16 protein-coding genes, 2 pseudogenes and 1 CRISPR repeat array are annotated in these 21,818 nt (G+C 40.7%); of the genes and pseudogenes, 7 read left to right on the top strand and 11 right to left on the bottom strand.

Features of this window, described 5'->3' with window-relative positions; all coding sequences use genetic code 11:
• The first annotated feature begins 15 nt into the window (after window positions 1-15).
• On the top strand, window positions 16-2,301 hold the full coding sequence (locus NPUN_RS05225; RefSeq protein WP_012407777.1) for a metallophosphoesterase family protein: 2,286 nt from the start codon (window positions 16-18) through the stop codon (window positions 2,299-2,301).
• Window positions 2,302-2,863: 562 nt separating this feature from the next.
• On the opposite strand, the gene NPUN_RS05230 is transcribed toward NPUN_RS05225, so the two are convergent.
• The 4 genes from NPUN_RS05230 to NPUN_RS05245 all read right to left on the bottom strand — a co-directional run bounded on the left by NPUN_RS05230 (window position 2,864) and on the right by NPUN_RS05245 (window position 7,540).
• Window positions 2,864-3,922, bottom strand: coding sequence for a 3-deoxy-7-phosphoheptulonate synthase (locus NPUN_RS05230; protein WP_012407778.1), 1,059 nt, complete (start codon window positions 3,920-3,922; stop codon window positions 2,864-2,866).
• 199 nt (window positions 3,923-4,121) lie between these two features.
• A complete protein-coding gene (locus NPUN_RS05235; RefSeq protein ID WP_012407779.1) occupies window positions 4,122-5,780 on the bottom strand; it encodes an alpha-amylase family glycosyl hydrolase in 1,659 nt (552 codons plus the stop codon).
• A gap of 367 nt (window positions 5,781-6,147) precedes the next feature.
• Window positions 6,148-6,525, bottom strand: a complete 378-nt coding sequence (locus tag NPUN_RS05240; RefSeq protein WP_012407780.1) for a DUF1823 family protein — start codon at window positions 6,523-6,525, stop codon at window positions 6,148-6,150.
• Between the two features lie 118 nt (window positions 6,526-6,643).
• Entirely contained in the window at window positions 6,644-7,540 is an 897-nt protein-coding gene (locus NPUN_RS05245) for a transposase (protein ID WP_234710955.1), read from the bottom strand.
• 206 nt (window positions 7,541-7,746) lie between these two features.
• Here NPUN_RS05245 and NPUN_RS05250 point away from each other — a divergent pair, with 206 nt between their 5' ends.
• From NPUN_RS05250 to NPUN_RS41570, 5 genes and pseudogenes are all read left to right on the top strand, one after another.
• On the top strand, window positions 7,747-8,049 hold the full coding sequence (locus NPUN_RS05250; protein ID WP_012407781.1) for an acylphosphatase: 303 nt from the start codon (window positions 7,747-7,749) through the stop codon (window positions 8,047-8,049).
• 351 nt (window positions 8,050-8,400) lie between these two features.
• Window positions 8,401-11,006: pseudogene (locus NPUN_RS05255) on the top strand (CHAT domain-containing protein).
• Window positions 11,007-11,220: 214 nt separating this feature from the next.
• A complete protein-coding gene (locus NPUN_RS05260; protein WP_012407782.1) occupies window positions 11,221-11,400 on the top strand; it encodes a chlorophyll a/b-binding protein in 180 nt (59 codons plus the stop codon).
• 292 nt (window positions 11,401-11,692) lie between these two features.
• Complete coding sequence (locus NPUN_RS05265) at window positions 11,693-12,016, top strand: hypothetical protein (RefSeq protein ID WP_012407783.1); 324 nt, start codon at window positions 11,693-11,695, stop codon at window positions 12,014-12,016.
• A gap of 160 nt (window positions 12,017-12,176) precedes the next feature.
• Entirely contained in the window at window positions 12,177-12,359 is a 183-nt protein-coding gene (locus tag NPUN_RS41570; RefSeq protein ID WP_167315576.1) for a hypothetical protein, read from the top strand.
• A gap of 23 nt (window positions 12,360-12,382) precedes the next feature.
• Window positions 12,383-12,989: direct repeats of the CRISPR family, unit length 37 nt; unit sequence ATTGCAATTTATCAAAATCCCTATTAGGGATTGAAAC.
• Between the two features lie 53 nt (window positions 12,990-13,042).
• Here NPUN_RS41570 and nifH read toward each other — a convergent pair.
• On the bottom strand, window positions 13,043-13,936 hold the full coding sequence (gene nifH, locus NPUN_RS05275; protein WP_012407784.1) for a nitrogenase iron protein: 894 nt from the start codon (window positions 13,934-13,936) through the stop codon (window positions 13,043-13,045).
• Between the two features lie 108 nt (window positions 13,937-14,044).
• Between nifH and NPUN_RS41575 the strand changes: the two genes are divergently transcribed.
• Window positions 14,045-14,299: a hypothetical protein gene (locus tag NPUN_RS41575; RefSeq protein WP_041565210.1), complete on the top strand. Its 255-nt coding sequence runs from the start codon at window positions 14,045-14,047 to the stop codon at window positions 14,297-14,299.
• A 980-nt stretch (window positions 14,300-15,279) separates the two neighbouring features.
• Here NPUN_RS41575 and rsgA read toward each other — a convergent pair.
• From rsgA to NPUN_RS05310, 6 genes and pseudogenes are all read right to left on the bottom strand, one after another.
• Window positions 15,280-16,398, bottom strand: a pseudogene (gene rsgA, locus NPUN_RS05285) (ribosome small subunit-dependent GTPase A).
• Window positions 16,399-16,774: 376 nt separating this feature from the next.
• On the bottom strand, window positions 16,775-17,215 hold the full coding sequence (locus tag NPUN_RS05290; RefSeq protein WP_012407786.1) for a hypothetical protein: 441 nt from the start codon (window positions 17,213-17,215) through the stop codon (window positions 16,775-16,777).
• A 286-nt stretch (window positions 17,216-17,501) separates the two neighbouring features.
• Complete coding sequence (locus tag NPUN_RS05295) at window positions 17,502-18,359, bottom strand: DUF72 domain-containing protein (protein WP_041565919.1); 858 nt, start codon at window positions 18,357-18,359, stop codon at window positions 17,502-17,504.
• 641 nt (window positions 18,360-19,000) lie between these two features.
• A complete protein-coding gene (locus tag NPUN_RS05300) occupies window positions 19,001-19,606 on the bottom strand; it encodes a DUF4360 domain-containing protein (RefSeq protein WP_012407788.1) in 606 nt (201 codons plus the stop codon).
• An 846-nt stretch (window positions 19,607-20,452) separates the two neighbouring features.
• Complete coding sequence (locus NPUN_RS05305) at window positions 20,453-21,124, bottom strand: pentapeptide repeat-containing protein (protein ID WP_012407789.1); 672 nt, start codon at window positions 21,122-21,124, stop codon at window positions 20,453-20,455.
• An 82-nt stretch (window positions 21,125-21,206) separates the two neighbouring features.
• Window positions 21,207-21,701 (bottom strand): hypothetical protein, encoded by a 495-nt coding sequence (locus tag NPUN_RS05310; RefSeq protein ID WP_041565211.1) that lies wholly within the window; start codon window positions 21,699-21,701, stop codon window positions 21,207-21,209.
• Window positions 21,702-21,818 lie beyond the last annotated feature (117 nt).

Consider the following 21,818-nt stretch of genomic DNA (forward strand, 5'->3'; position numbering starts at 1 on the left):
TGTCAACTGTTTGCAATGAAGTATCAAGCTGGGGATGAGTTTTTACAAGAATTGCCGCTAATTTTGGCGGGGCCAATCCTAAAACATACTGAACCAGAGTCAGTAACAGTATGGGTGGCTCTGAAACAGTCTTGTCAGGTAGAACTCAAGGTTTATGAAACTACAAATAATGGTGAAGCACTAGGAAATTGCTTATTGGAGGGAGAACGCTCTAGCTTTGCTCTAGGCAAGTATCTTCATGTAGTTGCGATAACGGCTCGATCGCCGGTTGGATATCGCCTAACTAGCGATCGCCTCTATGCTTACGATCTCCAGCTTACTGCTGCTGACCAAACCCGGCAAATGCAACAAGCATTATGCTCAAACTCTTCTCCTACAGTCAGCATCAGCTACTTTGCTCATCAAAAACCGACCTTTGTTTTGCCGCCAAACCGTCTTCAAGATTTGCAAATTTCCCATGCTTCCTGCCGTAAACCTCATGGTCATGGGTTTGATGCACTACCGATTCTTGACAGTTTAATTGAGGCTTCAGCAAATCAACCCCAACATCGCCCTCACCAGCTATTCCTTACCGGAGATCAAATTTACGGAGATGATGTAGCAGACCCGTCGTTGTGGGTTGCCACGACTCTTGGTGATGCCCTCTTGGGTTGGGAAGAAAAACTTCCTGTGAATGGAGTTTACTGCACTCCCCAGCAGCTACCCCCTGGACAGAGGGCTGATGTTGCAACAAACCAAGCTGGTTTGACCGCAGGATTACATAATAAATCGGAGAAAGTTAACAGTCATCTTTTCAGCCTGGGTGAATATTACGCTACTTATTTACTAGCTTGGTCGCCAGTGTGCTGGCCCACCACATTTCCTCAAGGACATCAAGTAACGCGCGATCGCCATGCTATCAAAGACTGGAACCAAGCAGTCTGGCATTTGCGCCAATTCATTTATACCCTCTGGAAAGTGCGTCGTGCCCTTGCTAATATCCCCACATACACCATCTTTGATGACCATGATGTAAGTGATGACTGGAACTTAAATCAAGCTTGGTGTTTGCGGGTGCTGGGTCGTCCCTTGGGGCGAAGAATAGTCCAAAATGCTTTGTTAGCCTACACGGTATTTCAAGGATGGGGCAATACACCAGGGCAATTTACAGAAGATAAATCCGGTGAAAAGCTGTTGGCGGCTGCACAAGCTTGGTCAGCTTCCCAAGGGAAGGATGCAAAGGCTGATGATGCGATCGCTCGTTATGTCGGTATGCCAGCCAACGATCCTGCCACAGGCTTACCTATTTTAGTCCGAGATGGTTCCGTATTCATTCTGGATCGAGATCCTGAAGCACTGACTTGGCACTATATAGTCAGGAGCAACTGCCATGAAGTAATTGTGCTGGATACACGCACTTGGCGGGGTTATCCAGCCGATCAAAAACCAATTGCACCACCGATGCTATTGTGTCCAAAAGCCTTTGAGCAACAACTATTATTACCTTTACAACAAGTAGCTGAACAAACTCAGATTCAAAATACATTTGTGATTGCACCCACTAATGTATTTGGACTACAAGTAATTGATTGGATTCATCATTGGCACTTACAACGCGAGAAAGTTTTTTCAACCGATGTTGGAGATGCTTGGAACATTAATGTGGAAGCACTAGCGAAATTCCTAACTACCTTGTTTGAAGAACGTCAACAAGTCGTTATTCTATCTGGAGATATCCACTACAGTTCTGTTGCTCACTTGTCTTATGCACGCACCCATTCCAAATTGCAATCTGTCTTAGTGCAGTTAACCGCTAGTGCATTGAAGAATGAAGAGATTCTGACGCGGCTGATTCATACACGATTGAAAGATTGGCTATTACCTGAAAAGGTGCGACATTGGATCGGGTGGAGTAACCCACCCAATATGGTAGAAATTTCTGCGAAACAATTACACCATAATCGCCAGATGTTAGCTAACTCAGAGTGGCATTGTGTGCTGGAATGGATACCTCGAAACACTGTTCAGACTTCTACCTGCACAGCAGATATATTATCTTTGATAGCTCCCTGGAAACGAGCAGAAAATGCTAAATGGAAATGGTTACAACCCCTGATGTTTTGGAAATTTCGTTGGTTTCAGGACGGGCGAGAAGTAGTTGGATTAAATAATTTAGGGCTAGTTCACTTTGAGTTCGCAGACGCGAGTAATTCTGACAAAGTTATTCAAGATTTGTACTGGTTTTCTTGTTGGTATCCAACCCAAGTTGTTTACAGCCGTTTTGAGAGCGAGTTAACGCCTAATCACCCATTGTTACGATAACCAAAGAGGCAAGGGGGAGAACCTCATAAATCAATTTATTTGTTCTTAAACCCTTGATTGCACAGGAATTTCAGCACCCAAATTAGTGCAACGCTGGCACAAATACAGAGAGATGCCGTGTCCCTCTCCTAAGAAACAAGGCAGGAGGCAGGAGGCAGAAGGCAGAAGGGAAGAGGATTTGACTTGTTTCTTCCATCCATAACGGAAGCCAGCGCGTCCGTAAAAAGCTTCTGTCACTTTCCAGAATAAGAAAGTAGTAAATAAACTAAACTATCCAGAAGCATAAGAGGGTTTAAATTCAATACAGTTCATTTAAGCATTTCTTCTTTCTCTCTGTGTTTTCTGCGCCTCTGTGGTAGCTACGGGTTTGCCAGTTCCTTTATGCCGGGGAACCCGTCCACCGGACTGGCTCACCGCTTTGCGTCTACGTTAAAAAAATTGCTTTTTTTACACGTTATTATGTCTATCAACCTTAAGGGACTTGCAAAAAACAAATTATTGACAAACACTACTAGCGTTGATGATTAAGATTCAAAGCCTCTGAAAATCCCAATTATGGTATTTACTTAAGTTTTTCGTAAGCAGCCAAAATAATTTTTTCGGTTTCTTCCCAACTAATACATTTATCAGTTACAGAAACCCCATATTTTAATTCTTCTTGTTTATCGGTAATTGGTTGACTACCTTCATACAAATGTGATTCCAGCATCATGCCAACTATTGATGTATTACCATCTACTATTTGCTGAATAATATTTTCTAAAACAGCACCTTGTAATTTGTAATCTTTATTAGTATTTCCGTGGCTACAGTCGATCACAATTCTTGGTGGTAAATTCGCCTGTTTTAATTTATCTTCTACTAATTTGACATTAGCTGCATCAAAGTTGGGTTGACTACCACCTCTTAAAATTACGTGACCATAGCCATTCCCTTTAGTTTGAAAGACGCTGACTTGTCCGTTTTGATTAATTCCCAGAAAATTATGCGGGTTTCTAGCTGATTGTAGGGCATTCAAAGCTACTTGAATATTGCCATCAGTACCGTTTTTAAAACCCACAGGCATCGAAAGCCCACTTGCCATTTCACGGTGAGTTTGTGATTCGGTCGTGCGTGCCCCAATAGCAGACCAGGTAATCAGTTCACTAATGTATTGAGGTATGATTGGATCTAGTGCTTCTGTACCCGCAGGTAATCCCAATTCTGTAATTTTTAATAACAAATCGCGTGCAATTAATAAACCATTCTCTACATGGAAAGAATCATCCATATCTGGATCGTTAATTAATCCTTTCCAACCGACGGTTGTTCTTGGCTTTTCAAAGTATACACGCATTATTAGTAGTAGCTTATCCTTAACTTCCTCAGACAACGCTTTCAACCTTTCAGAATATTCGAGCGCTGCTTTTGGGTCGTGGATTGAGCATGGCCCAACTACTATAAACTTTCTCCGATCCTGAAAATCGAGAATATCTTCTATTTCCTGCCTGTATGCTAAAACTCTTTGTTCGGCTAATTGTGTTAAAGGTAATTTTGATTTTATTTCATTGGGAGTTAATAAAATGCGATCGTTCTCAATGTTAGCGTTGTCGATATTACTATTAAATAATTTGTTGTGCATGGGGATGCTTGGGCAATTTTATATACGCACTTCAACTCAAAAGTGTAACACAAACCCATGAAATTTTAAAATAGCTTATTTCTTGCTTGACAAATTTCTAATTACACTGTATTCGAATAAGATAATAACTTAAAAAGGGAGAATATTTTCCCCCTTTCTGTTTGCTATTGGATTACTGACTCAGTGTTAGTGTATATAATTACTGCCATACAAACACTTTGGCTTCGTATGGGCCCAAGTCAGTTATTATGCCATCATCACCAGATTCGACATCATAATTGCCTGTCCATTCATGCCATGTACCAGCACTAGGAAAATTAGGAACATGATAGCCAGCTAGGAAATTTTCTGAGAAATTTGCGATTACGACTACACGAGAACCTTCATCATTCCAACGAGTATAAGCTAATACTTTTGCCTCTGGATTTTCGTGGATAAAGTCAATATTTTCTGTGTAGAGAGCGTGATTACTTTTACGCAGGTTGGTTAAGCCTTTGTATGATTCAAATAAACTACGATTGAGATCGTTACCTAACAGAGTCCAATCGATTTTTGATGATTCGGGTTGTTTGGGTTTGTACTCGCCAAATTCCTCTCCCATCCAAATCAAAGGTACGCCAACAGCAGTCATTAGGATGGCAACTCCTAATTTAGCCCGTCTAAAGGCTTCTTCGTCAAAAATCTCACGGTTCCCCAATTCAACCATAATGTGGTTATGGTCATGGTTGGTGAGGTAATTTACTACATTCGTAGCACCTAAAAAGCCTTGGCGTTTGCAGTCAATGACATCTTTGAGACGCTCTAAATCAAATGTATCACCGCAGATATGTTCTAGAATGCAGTGATAGAAACTGTCATGCCAGCAACCATCCATTGGCCCATCTACATTGGTAATGCTGGTAGTTTCAGGAATGTGTTCAGCAACGTTATAAAAAGGCTTTGCACCAGCAGTGTTTTTGGCTTCCTGAACAATCCAGTGCATGAAGTCGTAATTAGCAATTTGCCGTGCTGCATCATAACGAATACCATCAAGATGATATTCCTGAATCCAGAAACGAATTGTTTCACCAATAAATTTCCGCGCTGGATGAATCTCTAATTTTTCATCATAATGTTCGTAATTAAACTCAGGTCCCCAGTTATTATCAGGGTCCCGAGGTTCATGATGATACCAATAATCGTGGTCAATTTGTGTTAGAGGAGCAGATGCTTCTGAGTGGTTATAAATACCGTCAATTATCACACGAATGCCTCTGCCATGACACTCATCAATCAATTTTTTCAACTCAGCAGTAGAACCATAACTTGATTCTGTTGCAAAAAAGTGGCGGGGATTATAACCCCAACTATAATCACCAGGATATTCTTTAAGTGGCATCAACTCAATAGCATTGATTCCTAGTTCACTCAAATAATCTAACTTTTCAATGACGTGTTTATATTTGCCTCGTGCATAAGGGTCATCCTCACCACCAGAAAAGTCACCAACGTGCAATTCATAAATTACTAATTCGTGGTCAGCAGGTAAAGGTTTATCATCATTTTGCCAGACATAAGTATCAGTAATTCTTTCGCAATCTTTTACATGGATAACACTATCATCTTTTCCACTCAGTTCATCTATATCAGTTGCATAAGGGTCTGTAACATCAACCCATTGTTCTGGCTCAAAAAACCATGAATTTGACTGGACACGAAATTTATATTTATAAACACCGTCTTTTAGTTCAACACTTGTACGAAAATAACCATCATTACCTTTTTCCATTGGTATTTCTTGCCAATCAGAAAAAGAACCAATTAATGCGGCTCCTTTGTTGTATGGTGCAAATAAATTAAATTCAATTGGCTTTGCCATAGAAGTGTTTGTAATATTAAGGGTTGATAGACGTATTCTCTGATGCTTAATTGAATTTAAAAATCGGTCTAGAGAAAGAATTATATAACCAGTGCTTCTATCTTCAGGATTAATTTATAAATATTTTTGTAAATTATTACTGTTTTTAGCGTTTTTTGACTGTTTATCACATTTATTGTTTTTAACTAATATCCAGATTGGATGTAAGGCATTTTTTACCTACATTTTTTGTCTATAATACTAAACTTAAAATGCTATTGAATCAAAGTGCAAAATTTTAATAAATTAATGACTTTTTATTAACTTCTTAAATAGCAGATATTCAGTAAAAATAAGATGTTTTTTGTTAAATATCTGCTGTATCAGATTATTCAATTTTGCCGTTAGTTTGTTGTAGATAACTTAAAAACCAATTTGCCGCAGTTGCCCTACGAGTTTGCCGAGGCCCAAATTCACCAATTTTGTATCCTTTGAAACCCAGCTTTTCTTTTAGCATTTGTTTGTTTTCAGCAGGGATGGAACGAGTTAACTTAACTGTTGCAGGGCGAGATTCTATGAAATTTGGTGGTTGTGGGTACTCCTCTTGCCATTCTGGTGCAACTTGGCTAATGTCCCATTGTGCAGTTGAAGAGTCATAGCGATAGCCTAAATAATGCCATAGCAACTGGTTGACTGTGGCATCATCAATTTTATCGTCAAGAATTGCCCAAATTGTTGCTGTATTGAGTGGTGGCAGGTTAGACATAAGCAATTCAAAATTCCAGGTTGAAAAACGGACTACTAATTAATTTAATTCACAACAATAGAGTTGTCGGGAAATAAAAGATAAGTGAGGCAATGCTGGTCTTGTAATTGGGATTCTCTTAAGCAGCCATCAAGTAGAAGTTCCATAATCCTGCTGCGGTCAGCATCAAATGGTCATCAAAGTTTTCAATCCGATTACGATAAATGACACTGGCGGCGTTGTAGCGCTTCACACCAGCAAAGGCATTTTCGCAAACTACACGGGATTGACTCAATTGACGATTCTCCGTTTTTTGAAGGTCACTTAACTTGCCCCCTTTGGGCTTTTTGTGAGGAAGATGGAGATTGTCATACTGCTTCTGTAATCCCTGAAAGCCCGAGTCTACTTCAATCGGAATTTCATCAGGCACACTACCTGCAATGTCATCTTCGTCATGAAAACGTTTGTCATGCAGTTTGCCTTCTCGTGCTTTGCTTAAGATCAAGACCCGTTTGGTTTCATCAACTGCCGCCAAGTGTTTACGCGTATGACGTTTCTTTTTACCGGAGTAATTCTGTTGTTGTTGTTCTCTTTCTTGAGGTCGCGCAATTGGGCGTTCTGTCCCATCAATCATCACTCGTTGCACTCCTGGAAAGCGTGACAAAAATGCTTCAATGCTTTCGAGATGGCGTTCCGGCAGCGCCATCTTCTGTCCCAAAGCCGCTTCTAATATTGGCTGCAATCGATGCATCCACTCATGTGCCTGGGAGCGATGCATATCAAAGAGCAGTCCCGCCACATCGAAGGTCGGATAACATTTGAAATAGAAAAGGATGAAAAACAATTTGTCTTGGGCTGTAAGTAAGCGGGCTTTGCGTCCTCCACCCAGGCCACGTTGACGAGGCTTGGCCTGTTGAGTATCTAGGTACATCGTGGTAAACGTGGGCAAAAGGGCATCAAATGCTTTCCGGTTCAACCCAGTTAATGCCCTCAACAGTCGGTCTTGCTTCAGCGCACCTTCAATATTCAGCATCATTCTTCCCTACCACTGCTGTCTATTCTCTCTTATTTCCCGACAAGTCTAATTAGCGGAGTAGTGAAAAATACTTTATCATTACTCTGCGACACTCCCAAATATAGGGATAATTGCGATCGCACCTTCAGGGCATGACGCTTGGAGGTAAAAACAGATTGTGTATACACAAACTAGGTAAACTGGAATCGTAAAGATTAGACCAGTTTATGCAGAATTCTACAGCACTGCCAAAGATCGTTCGCGCCCATGTATTCATTTCTGGCCGAGTCCAAGGAGTGGGTTATCGCTATTCCACTGTTGATACCGCTAGGCAGTTGGGATTAACCGGTTGGGTGCGAAATCTCCCTGATAATCGAGTAGAAGCAGTTTTTGAAGGGGCGCGAGAGGTTGTAGATGATATGGTTCGCTGGTGTCACTCTGGGCCACCTGCTGCTGTGGTTAAAGATGTTGTGGTTGAGTATGAAGTACCGGAAGGGTTGCGGGGATTTGAAGTTAAGCGGGTTGAGTAGAGAGTTAGAACATCTTCTATTGTGTCTCCTGGTCTTGGCTCAACTCATATATAATCTGCTCCATAGAGGATATAGAATCGTGTGTTGAGGTAGCTTTTGCTTGCGAAAATCGCTGCCAGATCGCCATACAATGAGTTAATCTACGGTTTTTTGCTTGATTTTGGGAATTCTAAATCTAATCAGCTATAGAAACCGCAGATGTATATGACTCAATTTAAGGTATGTGACTCAAGACAATGGCAATTTCTGCCCTTGGTAACAGGTCGCAGTATTATTCTTTTTAGCAGCATTTTGTTATTTTCAGAATCAAATGTGGCGATTGCTAGACAGCAGCCGGTAAATGTTGCACAGATGACGCAGACAAGTTCGCCAGATGCAACTCTGGCTGTTGCTAAACTTGCATATCAAGAAGGGAAGCAACTATATCAGCAAGGAACAGCAGAATCTCTGTTAAAAGCGATCGCAAAATTTGAGCAAGCACTTTTACTATATCGTCAAGCGAGCGATCGCTCCAATAGGCAAAACCTACTCTCCTTAGAAGCTGACACCCTCGTTTATATTGGCAAAATCTACTCAAATTTAGGAGAAAAGCAGAAGGCACTTGATTATTACAAGCAATCCCTACCTCTATCTGAAAAAATAGGTGACAAACAAGCCCAAGGTACTACGCTAAATAACATTGGCAAAATCTACTCAGAGTTAGCAGAAAAGCAAAAGGCGCTGGATTACTACAACCAATCCATATCCTTAAGGCGACAAGTGGGAGACAAAAATGGGGAAGCTATTAGCCTCAATAATATCGGCTCTGTCTACCATTTCCTGGGAGAAAAGCAAAAGGCACTCGATTACTACAACCAATCGCTGTCTCTCAAACGACAGGTGGGAAACAAGGCAGGGATAGCGACTACTCTGAACAACATTGGCAAAGTCTACTTAGATTTAGGAGAGAAGCAAAAGGCACTCGATTACTTCAGCCAAGCCCTGTCTTTATACCAAGAGGCTAAAGACGCAGAGAAAGAAGGCATACCAACTGCTCTGAGCAATATTGGCACAGTTTATTTAGAGTTAGCAGAACAGCAAAAAGCACTCTCATACTTTGGCCAAGCCCTGATTTTATACCAGTATGCGGGAGACAAAGGAGGGATAGCAACTGCTCTAAACAATATTGGCAAAGCTTACTCAAATTTAGGAGAACACCAAAAGGCGCTAGATTATTACAGCCAATCTTTGCTGCTATATCAACAGACAGGGAACAAGGCAAGGGAAGCACGTACACTCTATAACATCGCTTTTGTTCAACACGACGCAGGCAATTTTCAGTCTGCCCTGACTCAGATAGAGAAAGTCATCAAAATTGTTGAAGGTCTTCGTATCAAAATTGACTCTCAGGAACTCCGCGCTTCCTATTTTGCCACGGTGCAGAATTATTATGAGTTTTATGTCGATTTGCTGATGCAGTTACACAAACAGCAACCATCTCAAGGATATGATGCTTTGGCATTGCAAGCCAGCGAACGCGCCCGCGCCCGCAGTCTTTTGGAACTACTTGCAGAAGCCAACGCAGATATTCGCCAAGGTGTAGAGCCAAAGTTACTTGCTCAAGAACGTAACTTGCAGCAACAACTCGATGTTGTAGAAAAACGTCGGATACAACTATTAAGTGGTAAGCATACTGAAGCACAGGTGCAAGCTTTAGAAGAAGACACCGAGGTACTTCTAGAACAGTATAAACAAGTCCAGGTACAAATCCGTGCTACTAGTCCGCGTTATGCAGCGCTGACTCAACCTCAGCCTCTCTCACTCGTGCAAATTCAACAGCAAGTACTTGATGAAAACACTCTGCTTTTAGAATATTCTTTGGGGGAAAAGCGCAGTTATCTTTGGGCAGTTACTAATAAGAGTATTACCAGTTACGAACTACCCAAGCGTGCAGATATTGAAGCTACAGTGCAAAAGTTCCGTCAAGAAATCACTACCCCGTATCTGAAGCATAGTCCGTCTCTAGATGCTCTATCTCAACAAATACTTGCACCAGTAGCCCAGCAACTGCAAAAGAAGCGTTTAGCGATCGCCAGCGATGGTGCTTTGCAATATGTGCCATTTGCTGCCCTCACAACAGGTAGCAGTCGCAATTATGAACCATTACTGCTCAACCACGAAATAATTACTCTCCCTTCAGCGTCTACCTTAGCTATCCTCAGAAGCGAACACAAAGGACATAAATCTGCTCCTAAAACCCTAGTTGTATTGGCAGATCCGATTTTTAACAGTGATGATGAGCGTCTCCAAAATAAAGCACAAGTATCTCGCCTACCTGCGCCAGAGAGCAATTTAGACAACCTGGCTTTAACTAGATCCGCCCAAGACTCAGACATTAGCTTTGAACGTCTGCGCTTTACACGTCAAGAAGCCGAGCAAATTCTTTCTCTTGTACCTGTTAGCGATCGCAAACAAGCCTTTGATTTTAACGCCAGTCGTACCACTGCTAGCAGCGAAAATCTGAGTCAATATCGCATCATCCATTTTGCCACGCATGGCATCCTTAACAGCAAGCATCCAGAATTATCAGGAGTGGTATTATCGCTATTTGACGACAAGGGAATGCCACAAAATGGCTTTTTGCGCTTGCACGATATTTTCAACCTCAACCTGCAAGCAGAACTGGTAGTACTCAGCGCCTGTAAAACCGGATTGGGAGAAGAAGTTAAGGGAGAAGGATAGTAGGGTTAACCAGAGGGTTTATGTATGCAGGGAGTCCGCGAGTCTTAGTCAGCCTGTGGAGTGTAGATGACCAGGCAACATCCGAACTTATGAAGGTATTTTACAAAAAAATGCTGCAAGAAGGATTAAAACCAGCAGCAGCTTTGCGGACAGCACAAATAGAAATATGGCGCACTAAAAAATATGCTGCACCCTATTACTGGGCACCTTTCACTCTACAAGGCGAATGGAAATAAAGATGCAAGGGAGCAGAGGGGAAAGAGGTAATTTTTATCTCCCCTTTGCCCCCTGTCCCTCTTCACCCTGCTCCTTTCCCCCCTACCTCTTCATTGAGCAAATTTTTCTTTAGCTTTTCTTTATTCACCCAATGTTGCATTTTTTTAAACATCTGTTACATTACTTTACAGACAGTTACAACTGCTACAAAACTTAAACTTTGGAGTTTTACTCATGACAGGTTTTAAGAATCCTGCGCCTATTGTTTCAGAAGATCCTAATGCTGTGCGTTTTGGCTTCACTCCTCAGAGTGAAAATTGGAACGGTCGCCTTGCAATGATTGGTTTTTTATCTGCGATTTTGATTGAAGCTTTTTCAGGCCAAGGTTTACTCCATTTCTGGGGCATCCTCTAAATTGATCGTAGTAGGGGTACACGGCTGTCATTAGTGTTTACTTAGACCAAAACCCTTTTAAAACCTCATTTCCAGGTTTAACCTGTATGGGCTGCTACTGCTTACTGGCTTTGACTTTAAGTTGACATCAATGCACAGTTGCGACCCCCTACTAACCGTCTATATTCCACACACATTATTCATTGCTAATCTATGGCAGCTGTTGGGGTTGGTGCAAAATACCAGATTTTTCCGGTTAAGCCAAAATATAAGTGAATAACTACTTTACATTGAATATGTATAGCTAAAACTCATGGAAATACCCCAACGCGTATCTGTCCGCTACAAAGACGCGTCCTTCAATAGCAACGAGATCCGCTTAAGAACCTTGCGGCTTGGGTTACAAATATGGGAAGAACAAACCAAACCGCGAAAAACAGAGCTTTATCAGTTTATATCGTCTTGCTTGAAACAAGTTGATCGGCAAGATCGTTTTATGTTTTCTCTACTGTTCATAGAATTAACAGACATGATACGTAATTCTTCGCTGGAAAGGGGAACGAAAGAGGTTTTGATTAAAACAGCTTTTAGAGAGTTTGCTTGTGCAATAACAGACTTTGAAGACGTTGGCAAATAAAGTCAATCATGAGGGTGCTGGTATTCTGTAGGTGTAGCCCACCCCGGCAACACTCTAACTAATCAAGTAGGGTATTTATAAATAAGCAGCTTTCCAATCAGATTAGTTTTTTTGTTAAATGCGCGGATGGGTAGGTATTGGGGAGGGGGTAACTAGAAAAATGGCTGAACTGTGCTATGTGCAAGAACTGGGGAGCGATGCCTGCGGTGGGCTACGCCTACGCATTTCAATCCATCCGCGCACCTTATGGAGAGTAGTTTTCAGCCATTTGCCTCTAGCCAATTCACAATTCATCGTGTTATCATTTCAGCATTCGCGTAACCGAACCTTGAAAACCAAATAGGGCAAAGCTTTCATAAGCCAGCGATTGCAATTTATCAAAATCCCTATTAGGGATTGAAACAATCTTTTTTGCTGATTATATCAAATCATTAGATGATTGCAATTTATCAAAATCCCTATTAGGGATTGAAACTTTACATGTACCCTAGTTGATACACCGTCCACATATTGCAATTTATCAAAATCCCTATTAGGGATTGAAACCTTACCGCACTTGATTGGGTATACAAAGCCAATATTGCAATTTATCAAAATCCCTATTAGGGATTGAAACTCTATTATGTATACTTCTGCCCGGACTACGAGAATTGCAATTTATCAAAATCCCTATTAGGGATTGAAACCTAGGGCTTTTTAGTGACTTTCTAAATCTAAAAGATTGCAATTTATCAAAATCCCTATTAGGGATTGAAACATATTGGGAACCCATACACCATCTGTCTTAGGTTATTGCAATTTATCAAAATCCCTATTAGGGATTGAAACTACTGCCGCCACTGCCTCAGAAACAATTTTAGGATTATTGCAATTTATCAAAATCCCTATTAGGGATTGAAACTCCGTATTTTTTCCCGATATGGCCCCTGGTTGCAAATTGCAATTTATCAAAATCCCTATTAGGAATTGAAACGAATGAGAAAAGGGTGGGCAAGTAGCCCACCCTAAACCATTATTTAATTAGTACTACTTGACTGGTGCTTCAGTAGCAGTCTTACCAACAAGCATTGCGGTATTTTCATCGCTTTCGAGAATACCGAATTCAATCAACAACTCTTCTAACTCTTCCATCTCAATGGGGGTGGGAACAGCTAGCTTGTCGTTGTCGATGATCTTTTTAGCCAGTATCCGATATTCGTTACTTTGATTGCTATCTGGTGCGTACTCGTTAACAGTCATCCGACGCAATTCTGCGTGTTGTACAATGTTGTCACGAGGTACGTAGTGAATCATTTGGGTGTTCAAACGTTTTGCCAAGGTTTCGATTAAGTCGATTTCTCGGTCAACGTTACGGCTGTTACAAATCAAACCACCCAAGCGCACGCCGCCAGTGTGAGCATATTTGAGAACACCACGAGCGATGTTGTTAGCTGCATACATCGCCATCATTTCACCAGAGGTAACGATGTAGATTTCTTGTGCCTTGCCTTCACGGATAGGCATAGCAAAACCACCGCACACAACGTCACCCAAAACGTCGTAACTTACAAAATCAACGTCTTTGTAAGCACCGTTTTCTTCTAAGAAGTTGATAGCAGTGATAATACCACGACCAGCGCAACCTACACCGGGTTCAGGGCCACCAGACTCCACACAACGTACATCACGGAAACCAGTCAGCATTACTTCTTCGAGTTCAATATCTTCTACAGCGCCTCTTTCAGCAGCTAATTGAAGAACACTTGTTTGAGCTTTACTGTGTAGCATCAAACGGGTAGAGTCAGCTTTAGGGTCGCAACCGACAATTAGAATGCGTTGACCCATTTCAGCCATTGCTGCAAGGGTGTTTTGAGAGGTGGTAGATTTACCAATACCGCCTTTACCATAGAAAGCTATTTGTCTAATCTTTTCGTCAGTCATGGTTGTGTTTTCCTACAATGATTTAATTGATGGGTCGGAAGCTCGATATGAGATATTCACCCTTGGAACGTAGGGAAGTAGAGCCTGTTGGCGTTAACGTGTAGCAACTTGTCGCTAGACATTGCACCCCGACAAAAACAGTCAAAATCAGAATATATTTACCCACAAAGCGATAGCTCAAGTGATAGAAAATCTCTATCTCCTAATAACGAAGTCTTTAAAACTTTGACTTCAGCATTGTCAGTTGTTGTAACAGAATTCCAAATGGTTGCTCAAGCCTCAAGAGTGGTTGCAGCAGGAATTCAAACGAACGCAGATTTGTTCCCTGAACCACACAACCAACCAAATTGCAATCCACTCTAAATGGTCACTGCAACTTTTTTGATTTTGCTGATGTCAAGTCGCCAAAAACTTCAATAGCGCTTATCATTTCGTGATTGATGCAGCAAGATAAATTTCAGCCTAAAAGTGGTAGCTATAGGTGCAATACTATAATGTTTGCACATGCAATCTCTAACACTTTGGCTTAGACAATATCTAAGTGACTTTTGACAGTATGGTTATGGCACCATTCTGCTTAGAGTTTTCATTGCAAAAGTCATCAACTGCTTCAACTTAGTTCGCGGTTGAAAATGTTTGCTCCCACAAAACTAAGTTTGTAAATATTCTGTATTTCTATGGATTTGTCAGGCTGTACTAAGAGTCTTTCTTCCCAGACTCCAAGAGTAATTGCCTGTGGCGGGTAATGTTCTAGCTAGGTTAGCCAACTCTTATTGACTCATACCCAGATAAATTTTGATTGACTTCAAGTTGTTACAAAGGCTACTATCCTACTCAATCTAGTTTTAGATTTTTGTTACAAAAAGATGTAGCGAATTGAAGTGGACTTACCAGAGCAAAAAAACTTTCTTGAGCTTGCCTCAAAATTATCTTGAAGTCTTTTTGTACTTTCACTCGTTTTGATTCCTATAAAAACCATAACATACATCTCACTAATTTATTTGCCGAATCTCAAATTATTTATTTACTGGATAGAAGATTATCCTTAGAATCTTTAATAGTCATAAGTTACACGCTCAAAGATTGCCAATTATTGAAATTGTTGTTCATAGTCAATATGTACAGTTAGATACTTTTGCTTATTTGATAAAAGTATTTAAAACTAATGTTTTATAACGAAAAAATAATTTGTTATTTTTCACTTCAAAATTTTGTCATGAAAGTAGATTCAATTAAGGTAAAAGCTAATAAGCTTTTAAAGATTGGCTCTTGCATCTCGTTTCCAGTAGAGGCTGGAAACGAGGTTTTAAAGGGAGTTTTAGCTGAAGTTGATACCTGTGTAATTAGCGCTTGTGATGATTTCGCATGGCTTTATGAATCTTTTTCCAGCGTTCTTTCTCGGCTAGTTGCATCCTCTGGTCTTGTTTGCGTGTAAGGTAATCGAGTTCTTTTTGCAACTTTTGGTAGCTGAGAAACCTGGAATAATCAAGTTCTCCTTCAGCCAAAGCCTGCTGCACTCCACAACCGGGTTCGTTATTATGCTGACAATTGCGAAAATGGCATTTTTGCGCCAAGGTTTCTATATCTGTAAAAGTTTCTTGCAAACCTTCGTCACCTGCCCAAATTTGGATTTCCCGCATTCCTGGCGTATCAATAATTAATCCACCAGTAGAGAGCAAAATTAATTCACGATGAGTTGTTGTGTGTCTACCTCGGTCATCACCTCGCCGTACTGGTTATACCATTTGCACAGATGTGCCTTGTAGTTGGTTAGTGATGGTGGATTTACCAACACCAGAAGACCCCAACAAAGCAACTGTTTGTCCTGGTTGCAGGTAAGGTTTTAAAGCATCTAATCCTTGATGATTGGTGGCACTTAAAACTACAATTGGTACACCCAAAGCAACTGCTTCTACTTGTGTTAAGTACTCTTCTAGAGAGTTGCACAAATCTGCTTTGTTTAACACCACTACTGGATTTGCACCACTTTCCCAAGCCAGAATTAGATAACGTTCAACTCTTCTAGGGTTAAAATCGCCATCTAGCCCTGAGACTAAGAAAATTGTATCAATATTAGCTGCAACAATTTGTTCTTCTGTTTTACTACCCACCGTCTTGCGGGAGAATTTGCTTTTCCTGGGTAAAATCTCGTTGATGGTGGCTCGTCTTTCAGATTCTCTTACACTAATAACAACCCAATCTCCCACTGCTGGAAAATCTTGTGGTTGGGAAGCCCGATGCCGCAATTTGCCTGCAACTTCTGCTGAAAGTTCTCCCTCTTCACTATAAAGGGTGTAAGTATTTCTGTATTCAATGGCAACCCTACCAACACTAAATCCTTGTAAGCGATAGGGTTTAAAGCTGCGAGCAAAAAAGTCACTCCAGCCTAAATAATCCAAATTCATTGATGTTTCCTCGATGTGTACTACTTGTTTTGCACAAGGTTCCACAGAGGAGGACATTTCTATGCAGGGAAGCCCCCAGCACAATAATGTCTGTAAATTCTAGTTTTCATTCCTGTAGTAAAGAGGAGTGAACAAGAATCTCTGCGCCTTGTGTCCGTTGGGTTGGGATGGTCACATTAACCCGGACTGCTAGCAACTCAGTCATAGTTCGTCCTCCTTATGTACTACAGTAAATAATCTACATTACTACATTAGCCTATTCCAGAAAATTCGTTTAATTGATTTCTGTTCGCGCAGTGCAAGCGCGATAGGAAGGCAACAGGAAATAGGCAACAGTTAAAAAGCCTATTTGAGCTATACTGATTTTTTCAAAAATCAAATATGAGTCCTATATTAAGCTTGCTTTGCTCTTAACTCCTAACTTCTGTCTTTTTCAAATAGCTCTTTGTCGCACCTGTGGCCCATCAAGTCCTTGTTTAATCCAACTCAGGCATTCGTATTCGGATTTGAATAATTTTGGAGCGGCAATATTATTCAATAACTCTGGTGGATAATGGTCATAAAAGCATTTGTCTCCTTCTTGGAAGATAATAATCAAATGGTTACGGTAAATATAGCGAGACTTAAAATAATCTCTCTGGTTAACAAAGTCTGAATTTTGATCGATATGTTCTTTTGCAATGTCAATGATGTTACTAACGCCATTTCCATATATTCCTGCTGGGTTTTCTGCTTTATGGAATTGGCTTCTGCGACCAATTTCACAAAGCAATTTATAAGAATAAATCTCGTAATTATAAACTTTCGCAAAAACGAATGGAATGATGAGATATCCTTTGTGTGAGACTGAACTTTCATAAAGAAGACGACTCATCTTAACCTCCTTTGGCGTAACTGCTTTCAAAAAAATGCTTAAATTACATACTAAAAATCAATACTTTTCTTTTTAGATATATTTATGTATCACCTAAAGCCTCATAATCATTTAACAAAAACGTTAATAGCCGTTTTTGTCAAGAATAAAGAAATATCAAGCATTAACAGAAAAGTACTGAAACACTAATTATCGCTCTTTTTTTATCACTAAACATTAGATATATTATAAAAGTTATAAATTTCATTCTGTGGGACTATTTCCTTTGATCCTTACGCCTTGCCTTTCAAGACCATAAACTCAGTTGATTGGGTGGATGCTCAAGGTTATTCCAAGGTAAGGGTGGAACTGGTGTATCACTCTGTTCTAATAGCTGTTGGAAATGACGCGCTATGTTAGGCGATCGCGCTTCTATTGGACAATGAACAAAGAAATAAATTCGCACTCCCGCCTGTAACCATTGCTGAATCTGCCTTACCCACTCTTCCATAAACGGCTGATTCACTGATAAATTTGGATGGGAAATAAACCGAATCAGAGTAAAAGGTGCTGTCACACTCAATTGCAACGGTAATTTAGGTTTACGTCGTTCTGATTGTAACTGGGGGTCATCATCTCCAGTGTAAATGGGGCGCGAGTCTAAAAGTACCCGTCCTACACCTAGCTTTTGTAAAAGCGCTGTCAAATTACTAGCATGGGGTTCTCTGAACCAATCGGGATGACGAACTTCCAGGGCTAGGGGTGCATCTGTGCGCGGCCAAGCTTCCAGAAAGTTGGTCAAATCGTCAAACAATGCAGGTGCATAACTAGGTGGTAACTGGGCAAATATTGGGCCAAGATGCTTACCTAAAGGGCGCATCCCTTCCAGAAATTTTAAAGCCGCCGGAATATAAGGTTGTAGCAACCCTTGATGGGTAATATCTCGCGGTAATTTTAGACAAAATTCAAAACCTGCTGGGGTTTCGGCAGCCCAACGGGTTACAGTTTCTTGATTAGGCACAGCATAAAAGGTGGTGTTACCTTCTACAGTGGTGAAGCGACGACTGTAGAGATGGAGAAAATCGGCGGTGCGAGTACCTTGGGGGTAAAGTTCGCCCACCCAACCTTTATATGCCCAAACAGCACAACCAATAAAAAAGTTCACAACGCCTAAAAGCCTTGATGTATCATATTCAATTTTACAGGTTGGTTGTAAATTCATGACTTTTCAAGGCATCTGGAAAACCTCTCTCTAAATTTCTCTCCTACAAGGCTACGGTGTACACACAAGTCGGAAATAGTAGTCTGTCAAGGAATAATTGACGAGTACATTCTTTGTAGAGACGGCGATTTATCGTGTCAGTCTTTTAGACGCGATAAATCGCGTCTCTACATGAGGGCTTTCTGGCTTATCCCAAGCGTATTGGGATAAAACTGGTGACTTGTGTGTACACCGTAGCCTAGAAGGAGAGAGACTTTGAATTTTCCCCCTTCCCGCGTCGGTAAGGGGTTTAGTTTTTTGGTGGACTTTTCCACATAACGTGAAAAATCAGCCATAATTCAAGGTGCGTTACGCTCTGCTAACGCACCCTACAATTTAAAGTTCTGAACATAGTTATAAATATCCGCACTTACCTACTTAAAACAGTCAAAAGCAGTAAGCTTTAAGTGCAAAAAAGGGCTTTGTTGGGTTGATGTAAGAAAACCTAACATCGATACAGAGTGTTAGGTTCCGTGTTGCTCAAACCAACAAAGCCTTAGATTTTTTTAAAGCTAAAAGTTTGTGGCTCTCGGCTTTGAAAAGACTTAACGACACTGGCGATATTTGACGTGATAAACCAACCCTCGGTGGGCGAGGTCAAAAGAGTCAACAGTTGCCATACCTTGACCACTGGCGGTCATCGCAGCATTTACCCGCATATTTACACTGTCGCCACAGCGTGACCAAACATCAGCTACAGTCACTAATTGATCGCGAACGTTGTAATCACTTTCGCCGTTAAATGTCCGAGAAAAAACAGGGCCACGCTGACCAGCAAAAAAGTACTCTGCTCTTAGTCTGCCAATTGTGCTAGGAGCAACATAGCCCCGATAATCAGCATCGTAGAGGGAAATTTGAAAGCCTTGGGGGACTTTGATCGGAATACTTAAGTTACAGTTTTTGCGTCTTTCTTCTGCTTTATTCCCTACAGCTATAAACTTATCAAATAGAATACTTAGCTCTTGACCATCGGGGCTGACACTTACACTAGCAGATCCTTCAGGGCAGCCATTACCACCATATTCTGCACCTACAATTTCTACTTTGTCGTTAGCAAAAGCAGGGCCGACGGAAGCTGTTATCAGTGTAGCCGCAGCTAGAAAAGATTTGATAAAGTTGATAGATGTTGTCTTGAAATTTTGATTATTCATAACTCACCTGTTTTGAGTATTTGGATAGTGTTAGCTCCAAATTCGTTGCGGCTGATTCCGGAAACCCGATCGTTAAAAAAATCAGTATCAACCATATTTAAATGGGAGGAGAAACCCATGTATAACTTATGGCAAACTGATAGATTCTTGATATATAAAGAATCTAAAACAAACTTATTTCCGGTGAAATAATCAACACATTAATAGGCCAAGTAGAAATTCGCGAACTAGACGAATCTGCTCAAAAAAGCCAAAATATAGACTATTTAAGCCATAATAGACATCTCAAAACTATCGAAAAGTTAGCTATCTAACTTACCGAAGCTACATCTGCATATTGAGATTTAAGTAACTAGAATTAAACTGAATTACTTGTAGAAGTATCTAAATTAAATTCAGTATTTTTATTTAGAGGAAATATGTAATTGATGTATGACTGCTGAATAAAAGTCAACAGCTTTCCTCACTAAATAAAATATTTAGCAATCTACAATTAGCGATATTTTTTCTCTAATTAATTCTAGTTTTTGACTTCTAACTTCTTAGTTAAACCTTGGATATTTAACCTGTACTTGCTTAATGACTAAAGATTTTATATTGTGTTCCCGTAAAATTGACTAGGCGATCGCAATTAATGATTTAACCGCAAAGCAAGGACACAGCATTACTTACGCGTGTCAACTTAAGTACTTCTACTCATACGCTTAGGTAAGGGCTACTGGCAAAAATTTTGGGTTTTTGAGACGCGATAAATCGCCGTCTCTACAGGTGTTTTGGTCTTTTGTACTCAAAAAAATTAGGTAGCACACCTGTGCTACCTGACTCTGTGTCGTAGTGCAACATCGGTTATTGATAAATTTCCCCATCAGGCATAATTGCCCCAGCTAAGTTAGCACCAATTAATTTAACCAAGAGGCGCTCACCAGAACGAATCCGCGCTCCTGTTAAGTCGGCTCCTCGTAAGTCGGTTCCACTGAGATCCGCACCAATTAAATTAGCACCACGTAAATTCGCCTCCCTGAGATCCGCTAAAAGGAGGTTTGCCCGAAATAAATTTGCTTCAGATAAATTCGCCCCTCTAAGGTTGACTTTGTGCATAAAAGTGTCGCTGAGATTAGCACCACTCAAGTTTGCATAACTTAGATTTCTGCCAGATAAGTCTTTGTTGCTCAAATTTGCCCGACTGTAGTCTTTGCCACTCAAGTCTGAGTTTTGCTTCGGTGGTGGCTGGGTTTTTTGAGATGGTGTTTGCTGTTGATATGACGGTGAAGGTGAAGATGAAGGTGAAGGTGAATTAGATATAGTTTGATGTTTGGTTTTTAGAGAGCGCAATTTTTCACGAGCTTCATTTATGGCTTTCAGCTTATCTTGTGCTTTCTGCTGTAAACGGAGATTGTCTTTGGGAATGCGATCGGGATGCCAAACAAAGACTAAATCTTTGTAAGCCTGGTTCACTTCTTCAAGTGTTGCTCCAGGCTCTAATTCCAAAATTCTATAGTACCGCTCCAGATCGCTCATACGATATTTTGGTGGACAATCAACTTAATTATCAGTGATGGAGCCATGTATTCGCTGCATCTTTTGCCACTCAGCTGCTTCCTCATCTCTCCATCCCCCGATTTCTCCATCGAGCGATCGCTCTTAAATATGCTGCAACTGGAATCTGATAAATTTCAATAACAATCCAAACAATAATTGATAAATGTGATAAAAAAGTCAATACTGTCCAAATATATGGTGTCCAGGTAATGGGTTCCTTGAGGTCAGCAGGAAAATAGTAAGCTACTATGCCAATTAAAGTAGTGGGAAGAATTACAAAAACTGCTGCCGCTAGTCCATAACCCCAACCTAACTCCACACCTTCTAACTGGCCTTCTGTCCAACTAAACCCATTCCAACGCCAAGTTAATGGTGGTTGTCTAGAAGGCATCTTGATTTGCTGTATTTCTAAGTTGACTGTAAAAATCTCTTGACAAAAGTCACAAGCCATAGCTTCCATCAATGGCATGTGAGAAATCTTACCTATTCGACAGACTGGGCAGGGGTAAACTCCATAATAGTCGAAAGATTGGGCTAAGATTTTGGAACTGGGCATAATGAAACTGATGATCCTAAAAAGTTAATCTGGTCAATGAGGGCTTGGGTCAGAATAATGTATGGCGATCGTCAATTGTCTGCAATCAGCTTTCGCAAGGTGAAATGATAAGTCAGA

Origin of the sequence: Nostoc punctiforme PCC 73102 (assembly GCF_000020025.1) — a bacterium.
GTDB classification, from domain to species: Bacteria; Cyanobacteriota; Cyanobacteriia; order Cyanobacteriales; family Nostocaceae; genus Nostoc; species Nostoc punctiforme.